Below are 14,321 nucleotides of genomic sequence, written 5' to 3'. Positions count from 1 at the left end.
CTAATCCAGGCTCAGCAGATACGCTGCCATGTCGCGCGCATCGTCGGCCCCCACGCCCAGGTCGGGCATGGCCGTGAGCGGCTTGATGGCTTGCGGATCGCGTATCCATTGCTGCAGGTGCGCTTCGGTATTGGGCAAGCGGCCAGCCAGGTAGCGCCGCTGCGCCAGCTTGTCTAGCGGCGGGCCGACATGCACAGTGGAGCCCGGAATGCCGGGGATCATGTGGCAGGCCTGGCAGGCAAACTGCGTCAGCGCCACCTTGCCGCGCTCAATGCTGCTTGCCTTGCCCGGCACACGGTTGTGCGTCGTTTGCGGCTTGTCGTTCAGCGGCGCCGGTGCCTTGGCCAGCTGCGCATACTCCTGCGTCGAGACGGTCGGCAACTGGCGCAGAAAGGCCACCACCGCCCACAACTGTTCCTCGTCCAGTTGATGGCCCCAGGCCGGCATGCCGCTCATCTTGATGCCGTGCCGCGTGATCCAGTACAGCTCGTTTGCGTGCCAGCGCCTGGCCGCCTCCACCAGCGGCCCCGGTATCGGCTGCATGCTCTTGCCGATGGCCTCCTGCGCCACGCCCGGTGCGCCATGGCACTGCGCGCAATGCTGGCGGTACAGCCCGGCGCCGGCCACCAGTTGCGCCCTGGCGGCCCCGCCCGCCAGCGCTTCAGGCGTCACCACCTCGCGCGCATGATGGCGCACCGATTCGTGCATGCCCTGCTCCAGCAAGGTGTAGACCGGTTGCCAGTGCTGCCTGGTGGCGCCGATGTTGTACCAGCCGCTTTTCAGCACAAACACGCCGCCCAATGCGCCAAGGACGCCGCACACCAGCAAGGTGGCGGCAACAGTGCGAACGATGGTGGCGCGGCGTGTTGTCATCAGGACGGCTCCATGGCACGGGGCGATTCTATTGAAAACAATCAAATAATGTCTTTGTCGTATTATAAAGATTGATCAGATTTCAGCAGGAAGCAATCGTGCGCAAGCTCATTCCCCACTGTCGGATCTCCTTGTCCCTGGCCTCAAGCCGGGGCCCGCGCCTGCTCGGCTGCGCGCTCTCGCTGTTGCTGAGCGCCTGCGACAGCGCACACAGCCCCCCGCCGCCCGCCTCGCCCGCTACCATCGGCAACGCCGAACGGGGCCAGCGATTGCTGGCGCAATTCCAGTGCGGCACCTGCCACCAGATCCCCGGCGTGCCGGCCGCGCGCAGCTACGTCGGCCCCAGCCTGGCCTACCTGGGCCGGCAAAGCTATATCGCCGGCCAGTTTCCGAACCACCCCGAAACCCTGGTGCGCTGGATCGTCGATCCGCAAGCCCTGCAGCCAGGCAGCGTGATGCCGGCCATGGGCGTGTCGCCGGAACAGGCGCGCGACATGGCGGCTTATCTGTATGGACTGCCATGAGCGCAAATTTCTGGCAATCCGCACTGCATCCGGCCGGCCCCGACGCGGCCATCATCCACAACCTGTCGTGGCTGCTGATCACCGGCGCCACGGTAATCCTGCTGGGCATGATGGTGCTGCTGGCGCTTGCCCTGCGGCGAAAAAAGCCAGGCGCGCCGGTGCGCCCGCTGCGCTGGCTGGTCGGCGGCGGCGTGCTGTTGCCGCTGGTGCTGCTTTCTGCGCTACTGGCCTGGAGCACCCTGCGCAGCGCCCAGCTGACCCGCCCCTCGTCGCAGCATGCGGTCAAGATCGCGGTCACCGCCAAGATGTGGTGGTGGGAAGTGCGCTATACCGACCCTGCCAGCGGACGCGACATCGTGCTGGCCAACGAAATCCGCCTGCCGGCCGGGCAAAGCGTCTACCTGGGCCTCACCAGTGACGATGTGATCCACAGCTTCTGGGTGCCGGCGCTGGCCGGCAAGGTCGACATGCTGCCAGGACGCCTGCACGGCATGACGGTGCGCGCCGACCAGCCCGGCATCTATCGTGGCCAGTGCGCCGAATACTGCGGCGAACAGCATGCGCGCATGGCGCTGCATGTGGTGGTGCAGACGCCTCAAGAGTTCACCGCCTGGCTGGCCAATCAGGCCAGGCCCGCTATCACCCCTACCGGCGCGCTGGCCCTGCGCGGCCGCGACGCCTTTGTTGCCCAGCGCTGCGTTGCCTGCCATGCGGTGCGCGGGGTGGCCGACGATGCCAGACTGGGGCCTGATCTGACGCATGTCGGCAGCCGCCTGTACCTGGCGGCCGGCACCTTGCGCAACAGCCGCGGCGCCATGGCCGGCTGGATCGCCGATCCGCATGCCAGCAAACCGGGCGTGCGCATGCCGGCCTCCAGCGACCTCGACGGCCCTGCCCTGGCCGCCATCACCGCTTATCTGGAGCAGCTGCAATGACACCGACCACATTGCCAAGCTCGCTGCCGCGCCCGCCCGGCGAACTGGAGCAGCTGGAAAAAATCTGGCGCACGCCGACCGGCTGGCGCTTCTTTACCACCGTCAACAACAACAATATCGGCCTGCTGTATATCGGTACGGCGCTGCTGTTTTTCGTGCTGGCCGGCATCCTGGGCCTGTTGATACGGCTGCAGCTGGCGGTGCCGGAAAATGATTTTTTGTCGCCCGGCACCTATAACCAGATCTTCACCATGCATGGCACGGTGATGATGTTCCTGTTCGCCATACCGGTAGTCGAGGCGATTGCCGTGTATCTGCTGCCCGGCATGCTGGGCGCGCGCGATCTGCCATTCCCCCGCCTGTCGGCATATGCCTTCTGGGCCTATGCGGTGGGGGGACTGGGCTTTTTCACCAGCCTGTTCTGGGGCCTGGCGCCCGATGGCGGCTGGTTCATGTATCCACCACTGACGGGCAAGGAATATTCGCCGGGTCTGAATGCCGATTTCTGGCTGCTGGGCATCGGCTTTATCGAGATCTCGGCAATTGCCGGCGCCATCGAATTGATCGTCGGCATTCTGTACACGCGTGCGCCGGGCATGAGCCTGTCGAAAATGCCGGTCTACGCCTGGGCCATGCTGGTGGTCGGGGTGATGATCGTGTTTGCCTTTCCGGCCGTGATCGCCGGCACCACCCTGCTGGAAATGGAACGCGCGTTTGACTGGCCCTTTTTTATCGTCGAGCGCGGTGGCGACCCACTGCTGTGGCAGCATCTGTTCTGGTTCTTCGGCCACCCGGAGGTCTACATCATCTTCCTGCCGGCCGCCGGCATGGTCTCGACCATGATACCGACCCTGGCCGGCACGGCACTGGTCGGTCACCGCTCGATCGTGGCGGCCTTGCTGGCAGTGGGCTTTTTCAGCTTTGCGCTATGGGCCCACCATATGTTTACCGCCGGCCTGGGCGTGCTGGAAATGAGCCTGGTGTCGGCCGCCAGCATGGCCGTGGCGATCCCGACTGCTGTGCAGGTGTTTGCCTGGATCGCCACCTTGTGGCGCGGCCAGGCCACGCCCGCCAGCGCACCGACGCTGTTTTTGCTGGGGTTCATGTTCATCTTTGTGCTGGGCGGCCTGACGGGCGTGATGGTGGCCGTGCTGCCGTTCGACTGGCAGGCGCACGACACGTATTTCATCGTCGCGCATTTGCACTATGTGCTGATCGGCGGCATGGTGTTCCCGATGTTTGCCGGCTTTTATTACTGGCTGCCGCTGGTCAACGGCCACCGCTTGTCGGAGCGCTGCGCGCGCTGGGTCTTCGGGCTGATGTTTGGCGGCTTCAACCTGGCGTTTTTCCCGATGCACCTGACGGGCTTGTGGGGCATGCCGCGCCGCGTGTATACCTATCCGGCCGACATGGGCTGGAACAATCTGAACCTGGCGTCGAGCATCGGCGCCCTGATCCTGGCGCTGGGCATCGTGCTGTTCTTTGTCGACCTGGTGCGCACCCTGCGCAAGCCCAAACAGGAGCACGGCAACCCGTGGCGCGCCGCCACCCTGGAGTGGTTGCCGATGGAAGACTACGCCGTGCGCAGCATTCCCGATATCGGCTCGCGCCACCCGCTGTGGGATCAGCCGAACCTGCCCGAAGAAGTGGTGGCCGGCCGGCACTGGCTGCCCGGCACCGTCACGGGACTGCGCGAAACCATCATCACCAGCCCGATCCAGGCCCGTCCTTTGTACCTGCAGATATTGCCTGGCGACAGCGCCTGGCCGCTGGTTGGCGCGCTGGGCACGGCCGGCTTCTTTTTGCTGCTGACGATAGAACAGACCCTGCTGGCGTGGGCCTGCGGGATTGCCGCCATCGTGGCGGTCATTGCCTGGATGTGGCAGTCGGACAGCACCCCGCCACTGTCCAGCGCGCAGGTATCCGATACGGTAACGCTGCCGGTCGGCATCACGGGCCCCGCGTCCCACTCCTGGTGCGCCACCATTATCATGCTGGTGGTCGACGCCAGCATCTTTGCGGCGTTTGCGTTTGCGCATATCCATAGCGCCATGGCGCTGCAGATCTGCCCGCCGCCGGGTGCCAGGCTGCCGGCGCCGATGTGGCCATGGGTCGCCTGCGCGCTGTTGCTGCTCGGTTCGGCGATAATGCTGTGGGCGCGCCGCTTGCAACTGCAGCAGCGGCAAGCGCTGCTGCGCCTGGCGGTGCTGCTGGCGCTGGCCTGCACCGTGGCCGGCTTCGGCATGGCCTGGTTCAGCCAGGCGCAGGCGGGCCTGTCGCCGACGTCCAGCGCCTGGGCCGCCACCGTGGCGGCATTGCTGGCCTATCAGGGTTTCCATGTGGTGATCCTGGTGCTGGTGGCGGGCTTTCTATGCGCCCGTTCGTGGGCGGGCCGCTTGCTGCCGCTGCACCGCGTGACGCTCGACAACTGCAGCCTGTTGTGGCACGGCACCGCCCTGCAGGGCATCATCGGCATTGCCGTGGTGCACTTGATGCCATCGCTGATGGGCTGAGGAACGATCATGCGCGCACAGGACCATCTGCTTCGCCATATGCTGCAAGCCTCGCTGCCGCTGCTGGTATGGGGCGTGCACTTTTTTTTCTGCTATATCGTCGCCGCCGAGCAGGCGCGCTTTACCAGCACCTCGCTGCCATGGACGGTGGGGATCGCCTCGCTGCTGGCGCTGGCGCTGCAAAGTGTGCTGTGCTGGCGCGCGCTGCGCCGGCTGCATGCGGGAGGCGACATCAGCATGCAACACTGGGCCAGCGCTGCGTGCGCCGTGCTGGGCTGGGTCGGCGTGGCGCTGACTTGTTTGCCGATGGTGCTGCTGAGCTAACTCAACCGCAGCATGATTTTGCGCCGTCTTGCGCCGCCGGCAAGCCCAGGTTCTGCAAGATCGGGCAATCAGGCTGGTCGTCGCCGTGGCAGGAACCGGCCAGCTGGCTGAGGGTGTCGCGCATGTCGGTCAGTTCGGCGATGCGCTGGTTCAGGTCGGCCACATGGGCCAGGGCAATGGTTTTCACGTCGGCACTCGCGCGCTGGTCGTTCTGCCACAGCGACAGCAGTTCGCGGATCTGTTCCAGCGAAAAGCCCAGGTTACGCGAGCGCTTGATGAAGTGCAGCGCATGCAGGTCCTGCGGCGTGTAGATGCGGTAGCCGGCATCGCTGCGCGCGCTCGGTTTCAACAAGGTAATGCTCTCGTAGTAACGTATCATTTTTGCCGAGACCCCGGTCTCGCTTGCCGCCTGGCCGATATTCATTGCTTATCCCTCTTTGTGATGCGCATTGCCGGCCTTCCAGCGCCGCAGCAACAGCGCATTGCCGATCACGCTGACCGAACTGAATGCCATCGCAGCGCCCGCCACCATGGGGTTCAGCAAGCCGAAGGCGGCCAGCGGAATGCCGATCAGGTTATAGATAAATGCCCAGAACAGGTTCTGCCGTATCTTGCCGTAGCTGCGGCGCGAAATGTCGATGGCGTCCGCCACCAGCGCCGGATCGCCGCGCATCAGGGTAACGCCGGCCGCCTGCATGGCGACGTCGGTACCGGTCGACATGGCGATACCGACATCGGCCGCCGCCAGCGCGGGCGCATCGTTGATGCCGTCGCCCACCATCGCGACCTTCGCGCCGGCCGCTTTCAGCTCCATGATTCTAGCGGTTTTATCGGCCGGCAGCATTTTGGCCACCACCGTGGCGATGCCCAGCTGCTTGCCGACCGCCTCGGCGCTGCCCTGGTTGTCGCCCGTCAGCATGACGGTGGCGATGCCCAGCGCGTGCAGCCGGGCGATCGCCTCGCGGGCGCCGGGCTTGACCTGGTCATTAAAAGCGAACAGGCCCAGCAGTTGCGTGCCGGAAGACAACCAGGAAATCGTATTGCCGGCCGCTTCCAGCGCCTGCGCCTGGCTGGCCAGGGCCGACATGTCCACGCCCTCTTCCTGCATCAGCCGCGTGCTGCCCAGTTTCAAGGCCATACCATCGACCTGCGCCGCCAGGCCGCGGCCCGGCAAGGCCGACACGCCGCTGGCCGTCAACGGCGCCAGCTGGCGCGCGCTGGCCGCTTCCAGCACCGCCTTGGCCAGGCTGTGTTCGCTACCCGACTGTATGCTGGCCGCCAGTTGCAGCAAGCGCTCTTCCGTCACGCCGTAGGCATGCAGCGCTGCCAGGGAAGGCTTGCCCACCGTCAGGGTGCCCGTCTTGTCGAACACTACCGTGGTGACGCCATGCGCCACTTCCAGCGCTTCGGCATCCTTGATCAGGATGCCGTAACGGGCCGCCACGCCGGTGCCGGCCATGATGGCGGTCGGTGTGGCCAGGCCCAGCGCGCATGGGCAGGCGATCACCAGCACGGCGACAGCATTGATGATGGCCTTTTCCAGGTCGCCATTCGTGAGCCACCAGCCCAGCAGGGTCAGCAGCGCCAGGCCCAGCACCACGGGAACAAAAATGGCGCTGACCTTGTCGACCAGATGCTGGATTGGCGCCTTGGCGGCCTGCGCGTCTTCCACCAGGCGAATAATGCGCGACAAAGTGGTCTCGAGGCCCACGGCGGTGGTGCGTACCAGCAGCAGGCCGTCGCCATTGATGGCGCCACCCGTGACCTGCTCGCCCGCATGCTTGGCGATGGGCAGGCTCTCTCCGGTGATCAGCGATTCATTGACGTCGCTGTCGCCTTCGAGCACGACGCCGTCGACCGCGATGCGCTCGCCGGGACGTATCACCACCAGGTCGCCCAGCCTGACCTGTTCCACCGGCACATCGCTCTCCACGCCGTCGCGGCGCACGCGCGCCGAGGCCGGACGCAGCACTTGCAAGGCACGGATCGCCGAAGCCGTCTGGCGCTTGGCGCGCCCTTCCAGCCATTTGCCCAGCAGTACCAGCGTAATGACCACTGCCGACGCTTCGAAATACAGGTGCGGCAGCATCGCGCCCGCCGTCAGCCATTGATAGACCGACAAGCCATACGCGGCGCTGGTACCGAGCGCCACCAGCAGATCCATATTGCCGCTGCCCGCCTTGAGCGCCTTCCAGCCCGCCTTGTAGAAGCGCGCGCCCAGGTAAAACTGCACCGGCGTCGCCAGCGCGAATTGCAGCCAACCGGGCAGCATCCAGTGCACGCCCATCCACTCCAGCAGCATCGGCAGCATCAACGGCAAGGCCAGCAGGCCGGCAAAGACGACCTTGATCCCGTCATGCGATGACGCCGGCGCACTGGCGACGCCACCGGCTCGCGCCGGTACGCTGGCCTGGTAGCCGGCAGCGGTGACGGCCGCCACCAGGGTGGATGCCTCGACGCCGCTGACCGTCACGCGCGCGCTTTCGGTGGCCAGGTTGACGCTGGCTTTCATCACGCCCGGCACTTTCAGCAGGGCTTTTTCCACCCGGCCCACGCACGAGGCGCACGTCATGTCGGCCACCGACAGGTCGATGTCCGTACTGGCCACGGCATAGCCGGCCTTGTCCACCGCCGCCTGCAAGGTGGCCAGCGGAACGTTCTGGCTGGACGCCACCCTGGCCGTATCGGTGGCCAGGTTGATGCTGGCGCTGGTCACGCCCGGCACGGCCGCCAGCGCCTTTTCAACGCGGGCGGCGCACGAGGCGCAGGTCATGCCTTCGACCGTGAACGATTGCAAATAAGGGGCAGCTGGCGACATGGCGCGGATCCTGTAGACAAGAGGTGATGTCTACAGGATCGTCCCTACCATGATGGGAAGGTCAAGCGAAAATCAGCGTACCACGCAGTCGACATTGTTCGACTTGTCGGCAGTGCTGTTGCCGGCGGTTGGCTCCGCGATGGAATTGAACACCGGCGGCAGCGTAAACGGAATGCCCGGATTGGTCGGCAACAGCACCGGCGGCTGCTTGAAGCTCGGCGTGTAACCAAACTGGCCGGCGACGATATCGAGCGTGCCGCCTGGATTGCTCACCACGATTTGTCCGGTAGTCACCGATGTGTACAGCCCTGGCGCAAGGGTCGGCCCTGCCGGCGCCCCCGTCTTGGGTAGCGACGAGCCTGGTGCCGCATAGCCACCGGCGCCGACATACTCGGCAGTGAAATACGTGCCGCGGATGCCGATGGTGGCGACCGGCGTTTTCAGCGAAAACTTTTCCTTGTTGCGCTTGCCCAGCAAGCCCGACAGCGAACGCAGACCGCCCTTGACCAGGTTGAACGAGGCCCGGTCACCGTCCGGCTGGTCGGCCTGATAGGCGAACTGCTCGACCACGAACGTGGTGGCCGGCTTCAGGGTGATTTCGCTGTTGTCGATGAATTTCACCAGGGCATAGGTGTTTTTCTCCGTCACCAGCGTATCGCCCGATTCCACCTCGGACTTGAGCGACAGCACCTTGATCTTGCCGTCGGCCTTTTTCGCCATCATCGGCCCGCTCAGCTGCGTCACCGTGCCGGCCACCTGGGCGAACGCATGCAGGCTGATGCTCATCAGCACCAGCCACAGCACGGCGCCCGCCAGCATCGACCTAGTTGCAAAAGGTCTTCTTGATACCATTTTGAGGGTCATCTGTTGCTTTCTTCGTCGATTCTTTGGATGTCGTGTCCGCCAGCAGCGGCGTGGTCACGTTGTTGGGCGTATTGAACTGGTTGAGCGGATTGTATTGTTCACTGAACGCCGGCAAGGTATTGCTGGCGCTGATGATGGTGCTTGGCGGCACCACGGGCGTCGTCACCGGCTGGGCAACCAGCACCGAGGCCGGCACCGTCACCCGGCCATTCAGCGCCAGCAACGACACGGGAGCGCCGCGGCTATTGATGCGTACGGTCTCGGCGGCGGTCAGGTCGCCGTTTTTCGCCAGCACGGTAATGCCGCCGGTGGCCTGCACATCGAGCGTGGCCGCGCCGCCAAAGGTAACGCCGGTACCGGCCGTGACCGCGATGGCGCGCGCCGCATTGACCCGCGCGCCGTCGCCGAAGGCCACGTCCGTGCTGGCGTCGATGGTGACGTCGTTGCCGCTTATGGCACCCTGCACATTGACGGGGCTATGCGCGATCAGGGTCACATTGCCGCCATTGGCATTGATCGCATGGCTCTCGATGCCGCCCGTGCTTTCGATGCGCACGTCGCCGGAACCGGTCGACAGGCCGCCCAGCACCAGCACGTCAGGCGCACTGGTATTGGTCAGCGCAATGCCGCCGGCGCCGCTGTTGACGGCGCTGAAGTTCTTGACACGGTTGCCGGCATCGTTCAGCACGGTGCCGGTTTGCGATTGCGTGGCCAGGCTGCGGGCCACCACGGCGCCGCTCTGGCTGATGGCCCCTGCGGCAGCGTTCAGGCTGATCGCATTGGCGCTCAATGCCGCGAAACGCAGGTCGCCGGCGGCCTGGGTCACGGCCAGGTTACCGCCGATATTGATGGCGCCGGCGCTCTGGCTGAAGCTGTTGTTGACCGTGATATTGCCCAGGCCGCCCAGCAAGCCGCCGGTCTGCGCATAGTTGGCCACCGTCAGCGCATTGTTGACCAGCAGGCTGCCGCCGGTGAGGTTCAGGCCGCCGCGCGAGGTGAGGCTGTTGAGCACGGTATCCCCGGCCGCCGCCGTGTACACCACGTTACCGGTGCTGGCCGCGAAATCGGCCGCCAGCACATTCGCGCCGCTTGGCGCCACGCCGCCTTCCCAGTTGGCAGCGTCGCTCCACAAGCCGCCAGCCGCGCCGATCCAGGTCGACAAGGCGCGCTGCGCAATGCTGGCCTGGGCCACGCCGCTGTTCGATGTCAATGCGTAATTGCCGGCATCGCTGCCTGCCAGCTGGAAGCCGCCCACCGCCACGGTTTTACCTGTGCCAAAGTTACGGTCGGCAAAGGTGCCGCTGCCGCCCGCCAGGCTGACCGCATCCTGGCCGATCACGCCCGCCACCGTGCCGCTGACACTGGCCACTTGTGTGCCGTCATATACCTTGTCGCTGGCGCTGATGCTGGCCAGGGTCAACGCGGCGCGGGCAATATTGGCGCTGGTCGCGCCGGCCCTAGTGGCCAGGCGGTAGTTACCGGCATCGCTGCCGGACAGGCTGGCATTCTGTACCGTGACCGTCTTGCCGCTGCCTGCATTCTTGTCGGCAAAAGCCGCGCTGGCCGAGGCACTCAGCACGTCACCAGCGATCCGGTTGTCGCTAATGGCCACCTGCGCGCCGGTCACGCCGTCATACACCTTGTCGACACCGGTGTAAGCCAGGCTCAAGGTCCGCTGCGCAATGGTCGCCGTGCTCACACCGCCGGTGCTGGCCAGGCGGTAGTTGCCCGCGTCAGTGCCGGACACGCTGGCGTTCTGCACGGTCACCGTCTTGCCGCTGCCTGCATTCCTGTCGGCAAATACGCCAGCGGCCGTTGCCGTCAGCACATCGCCGGCAATACGGTTGTCGGTCACGGCAACCGTGGCGGCGGTGCTGCCGTCATAGGTCTTGCCCGCTGCCGCAAAGCCAAGCGCCAGTTCACGCTGCGTAATGGTGGCGCTGGTGGCGCCGGTGGTCGAGGCCAAGGTGTAGTTGCTGGCATCGGCTCCGGATAGGCTGGCGTTCCGCACCGTCACGACTTTGTTGCTGCCAGCGTTCTTGTCAGCAAATGCGCCGCTGGCCGTTGCCGTCAGCACGTCGCCGGCGACACGGTTGTCGGTCACGGCGACTGTGGCGGCGGTGTTGCCGTCGTAGGTCTTGCCCGCCGCCGCAAAGCCCAATGCCAACTCACGCTGGGTAATGGTGGCGCTGGTGGCGCCGGTCGTCGAGGCCAGTACATAGTTGGCCGCGTCGGTACCGGACAGGCTGGCATTTTGAACCGTTACGGCCTTGTTCACACCAACATTCTTGTCGGCAAATGCACCGGCCGCTGTTGCCGTCAGAACGTCGCCAGCAATACGGTTGTCAGTGATGCCAACCGTGGCGGCGGTGTTGCCATCATAGGTTTTGCCGGCGGCAGTGAAGCCCAGCGCCAGGGCGCGTTGCGTAATGGTGGCGCTGGTGGCGCCGGTGGTCGAGGCCAAGGTGTAGTTGCTGGCGTCGGCTCCGGACAGGCTGGCGTTCTGGATCGTCACGGCCTTGTTGGCGCCGGCGTTCTTGTCAGCAAACGCGCCGCTGGCCGTTGCCGTCAGCATGTCGCCAGCGACACGGTTGTCGGTCACGGCGACAATGGCGGCGGTGCTGCCGTCATACGTCTTGCCCGCCGCCACAAAGCCCAGCGCCAGTTCACGCTGCGTAACGGTGGCGCTGGTGGCGCCGGTGGTTGAGTTCAGCACATAGTTGGCCGCATCGGTACCGAAAAGGCTGGCGTGCTGCACCGTCACGACTTTGTTGCTGCCGGCATTCTTGTCCGCAAACGTGCCGCTCGCCGTTGCCGTCAGCATGTCGCCGGCGACACGGTTGTCGGTCACTGCGACAATGGCGGCGGTGCTGCCGTCATACGTCTTGCCGGATGCCGCAAAGCCCAATGCCAACTCACGTTGCGTAATGGTGGCGCTGGTGGCGCCCGTGGTCGAGTTCAATACATAGTTGGCGGCATCGGCACCAGACAGGCTGGCGTTCTGAATCGTCACGACCTTGTTTGCGCCCGCATTTTTGTCGGCAAACGCAGCAATTGCGTTCGCCGTCAGCACGTCGTTCGCGATACGGTCGTCGCTGATCGCCACGGCAGCGCCCTTGCCGCCGTCGTAAATCTTGTTGACGCCGGCAAAGCCCAATGTCAATTCACGCTGGGTGATATCGGCCTTGACCTCGGCGCCGACATTGGCCAGTTTGTAGTTGGCCGCATCCACGCCGGACAGGCTGGCATCTTTTACCGTGACGGTTTTCCCCGCACCCGCATTCTTGCCGTCAAACGTGCCGGTGGCCGTGGCTGTCAGCACGTCGTTGGCGATGCGATCATCGGTGATGGTCAATGAGGCGACCGTGCCGCCATCATAGGTTTTGTTGACACCGGCAAAATCCAGATTGAGCACGCGCGCCGTAATGTCGGCGCTGGTACTGCCTTTGCTGTCGCCGAGAATGTAATTCCCCGCGTCACGGCCGGCGAGATTGCTGCCGGTAACGCTGTAGCCGACGACCTTGCGCGTTCCCACATTCTTGTCGACAAAGCTGGCTGCCGCATTCGACAGCTGCACCTGGTCATCGGCGATCAGACCGTCAAACGTGCCGCTGAGACTGGCCGCCACAGTGCCGTCGTAAACCTTGCTGGCCGCGCTGGCCGTGGCCAGTGCCAGGCTGGCGCGGCTGATCTCGGCCGTGCCGGTGGCGGTCTCGGCCACCGTGTAATTGCCCTTGTCGCTACCGGACAGCGACACGCCAGTCGCATTGACGATCTTGCCGGTGCCGGCATTCTTGTCCGTGAACGCCACGCTGCCGCTGGCACTGACCGTATCGCCCGCCACCGCATTGCCCAGCGTGAAGCTGGCGCCATTCAAGCCGAGCTTGCCATCGTAGACCTTGCTGCCGCCGACGCTGGCCGTCAGGGTCCGTGGCGTGATGTCGGCCAAGCCGCTGGCGGTGGACGCCAGCGTGTAATTACCCAGTTCATTGCCCGCCAGGCTGACGCCGGTGGCGTTGACAAGCTTGCCGGCGCCGGCATTCTTGTCGGCAAACTTCACGCTGCCGCCAGCGCCCAGGCTGGCAGCGAGCGAATCGCCGGCGACCAGGTTCGCCAGGACAAAACTGGCGCCGTCCAGATTCAGGCCACCATCGTAGACCTTGCTGCCGCTCACGCCGGCCGTCAGCACGCGTGGCGTAATGGCCGCCGTCGCCGTGCCGCCCGTATTGGCCAGCGCATAGTTGGCCGCATCGGTACCGGACAGGCTGGCATTCGCCACCATCACCGTCTTGCCGCTACCCGCATTCTTGTCGGCAAACGTACCGGTGGCCGTCGCCGTCAAGACGTCGCCTGCCACGCGGTTATCGGTCACCGTCACCAGCGCCGCCGTGCCACCGTCGTACGTTTTATTGGTGCCAACAAAACCCAGGTTCAGCGCGCGTTGCGCGATATCGGCGGTGGTGGTGCCACCAGTATTCACAATGGCATAGTTCGCCGCATCCGTGCCGGACAGGCTGGCATTCGCCACCGTCACCGTCTTGCCGCTACCCGCATTCTTGTCGGCAAACGCACCGATGGCCGCAGCCGTCAAGACGTCGCCTGCCACGCGGTTATCGGTCACCGTCACCAGCGCCGCCGTGCCGCCATCGTACGTTTTATTGGTCCCAACAAAACCCAGGTTCAGCGCGCGTTGCGCGATATCGGCGGTGGTGGTGCCACCAGCATTCACAATGGCATAGTTCGCCGCATCCGTGCCGGACAGGCTGGCATTTGCCACCATCACCGTCTTGCCGCTACCCGCATTCTTGTCGACAAACGTACCGGTGGCCGTTGCCGTCAGCACATCGCCCGTCACGCGGTTATCGGTAGCCGTCACGACCGCCGCGGTGCCGCCATCGTACGTTTTATTGGCGCCAACAAAACCCAGGTTCAGCGCGCGTTGCGCGATATCGGCGGTGGTGGTGCCACCAGTATTCACAATGGCATAGTTCGCTGCATCAGTGCCGGACAGGCTGGCATTTGCCACCATCACCGTCTTGCCGCTACCCGCATTCTTGTCGACAAACGCACCGGCGGCCGTCGCCGTCAAGACGTCGCCTGCCACGCGGTTATCGGTCACCGTCACCAGCGCCGCCGTGCCGCCATCGTACGTTTTATTGGTGCCAACAAAACCCAGGTTCAGCGCGCGTTGCGCGATATCGGCGGTGGTGGTGCCACCAGTATTCACAATGGCATAGTTCGCTGCATCCGTGCCGGACAGGCTGGCATTTGCCACCATCACCGTCTTGCCGCTACCCGCATTCTTGTCGGCAAACGTACCGGTGGCCGCAGCCGTCAGCACATCACCCGTAATCCGGTTATCACTCACGGCGACAGTGGCGGCGGTGCTGCCGTCATAAGTCTTGCCGGCTGCTGCAAAGCCCAGCGCCAGTTCGCGCTGCGTAATCGTGGCAGTGGCGGCACCGGTGGT

9 protein-coding genes are annotated in these 14,321 nt (G+C 64.9%); 4 read left to right on the top strand and 5 right to left on the bottom strand.

The genetic code is table 11. The annotated features are described in order from the left end of the window. A complete protein-coding gene (locus AC0Z42_RS05980; RefSeq protein WP_485467330.1) occupies window positions 1-873 on the bottom strand; it encodes a c-type cytochrome in 873 nt (290 codons plus the stop codon). 131 nt (window positions 874-1,004) lie between these two features. Between AC0Z42_RS05980 and AC0Z42_RS05975 the strand changes: the two genes are divergently transcribed. The 4 genes from AC0Z42_RS05975 to AC0Z42_RS05960 are packed head-to-tail and all read left to right on the top strand — an operon-like array spanning window position 1,005 to window position 5,169. Then, the gene (locus AC0Z42_RS05975) at window positions 1,005-1,397 is read left to right on the top strand and encodes a c-type cytochrome (RefSeq protein ID WP_485467329.1); all 393 of its coding nucleotides are present in this window, start codon (window positions 1,005-1,007) and stop codon (window positions 1,395-1,397) included. Further along, window positions 1,394-2,332: a cytochrome c oxidase subunit II gene (gene coxB, locus AC0Z42_RS05970; protein WP_485467328.1), complete on the top strand. Its 939-nt coding sequence runs from the start codon at window positions 1,394-1,396 to the stop codon at window positions 2,330-2,332. The genes AC0Z42_RS05975 and coxB overlap by 4 nt, the downstream gene beginning before the upstream one ends. Continuing rightward, complete coding sequence (locus AC0Z42_RS05965) at window positions 2,329-4,845, top strand: cbb3-type cytochrome c oxidase subunit I (RefSeq protein WP_485467327.1); 2,517 nt, start codon at window positions 2,329-2,331, stop codon at window positions 4,843-4,845. Before coxB ends, AC0Z42_RS05965 begins: the two co-directional genes overlap by 4 nt. A gap of 9 nt (window positions 4,846-4,854) precedes the next feature. Next, window positions 4,855-5,169, top strand: coding sequence for a hypothetical protein (locus AC0Z42_RS05960; protein WP_485467326.1), 315 nt, complete (start codon window positions 4,855-4,857; stop codon window positions 5,167-5,169). Window position 5,170: 1 nt separating this feature from the next. On the opposite strand, the gene cueR is transcribed toward AC0Z42_RS05960, so the two are convergent. From cueR to AC0Z42_RS05940, 4 genes are all read right to left on the bottom strand, one after another. Continuing rightward, window positions 5,171-5,593 (bottom strand): Cu(I)-responsive transcriptional regulator, encoded by a 423-nt coding sequence (cueR, locus tag AC0Z42_RS05955; protein ID WP_485467325.1) that lies wholly within the window; start codon window positions 5,591-5,593, stop codon window positions 5,171-5,173. A gap of 3 nt (window positions 5,594-5,596) precedes the next feature. Then, window positions 5,597-7,987, bottom strand: a complete 2,391-nt coding sequence (locus tag AC0Z42_RS05950; RefSeq protein WP_485467324.1) for a heavy metal translocating P-type ATPase — start codon at window positions 7,985-7,987, stop codon at window positions 5,597-5,599. Window positions 7,988-8,059: 72 nt separating this feature from the next. Continuing rightward, complete coding sequence (locus AC0Z42_RS05945; RefSeq protein ID WP_485467323.1) at window positions 8,060-8,806, bottom strand: FecR family protein; 747 nt, start codon at window positions 8,804-8,806, stop codon at window positions 8,060-8,062. A 4-nt stretch (window positions 8,807-8,810) separates the two neighbouring features. Continuing rightward, window positions 8,811-14,321, bottom strand: a 5,511-nt coding sequence (locus tag AC0Z42_RS05940) for a YDG domain-containing protein (RefSeq protein ID WP_485467322.1), incomplete at its 5' end; no start/stop codon positions are given.

Source organism: Janthinobacterium sp. 1L-D-8-B-C4, from assembly GCF_057291295.1.
The sequence above is the reverse complement of the archived record's forward strand: the minus strand, read 5'-3'. Positions and strand labels throughout refer to the sequence as shown.

Bases quoted from the DNA above. Each gene is read 5' to 3' on its own strand.
- AC0Z42_RS05980 (WP_485467330.1), bottom strand. From the start codon at position 873: ATGACAACACGCCGCGCCACCATCGTTCGCACTGTTGCCGCCACCTTG.
- coxB (WP_485467328.1), top strand. From the start codon at position 1,394: ATGAGCGCAAATTTCTGGCAATCCGCACTGCATCCGGCCGGCCCCGAC.
- AC0Z42_RS05965 (WP_485467327.1), top strand. From the start codon at position 2,329: ATGACACCGACCACATTGCCAAGCTCGCTGCCGCGCCCGCCCGGCGAA.
- AC0Z42_RS05960 (WP_485467326.1), top strand. From the start codon at position 4,855: ATGCGCGCACAGGACCATCTGCTTCGCCATATGCTGCAAGCCTCGCTG.
- cueR (WP_485467325.1), bottom strand. From the start codon at position 5,593: ATGAATATCGGCCAGGCGGCAAGCGAGACCGGGGTCTCGGCAAAAATG.
- AC0Z42_RS05950 (WP_485467324.1), bottom strand. From the start codon at position 7,987: ATGTCGCCAGCTGCCCCTTATTTGCAATCGTTCACGGTCGAAGGCATG.
- AC0Z42_RS05945 (WP_485467323.1), bottom strand. From the start codon at position 8,806: ATGCTGGCGGGCGCCGTGCTGTGGCTGGTGCTGATGAGCATCAGCCTG.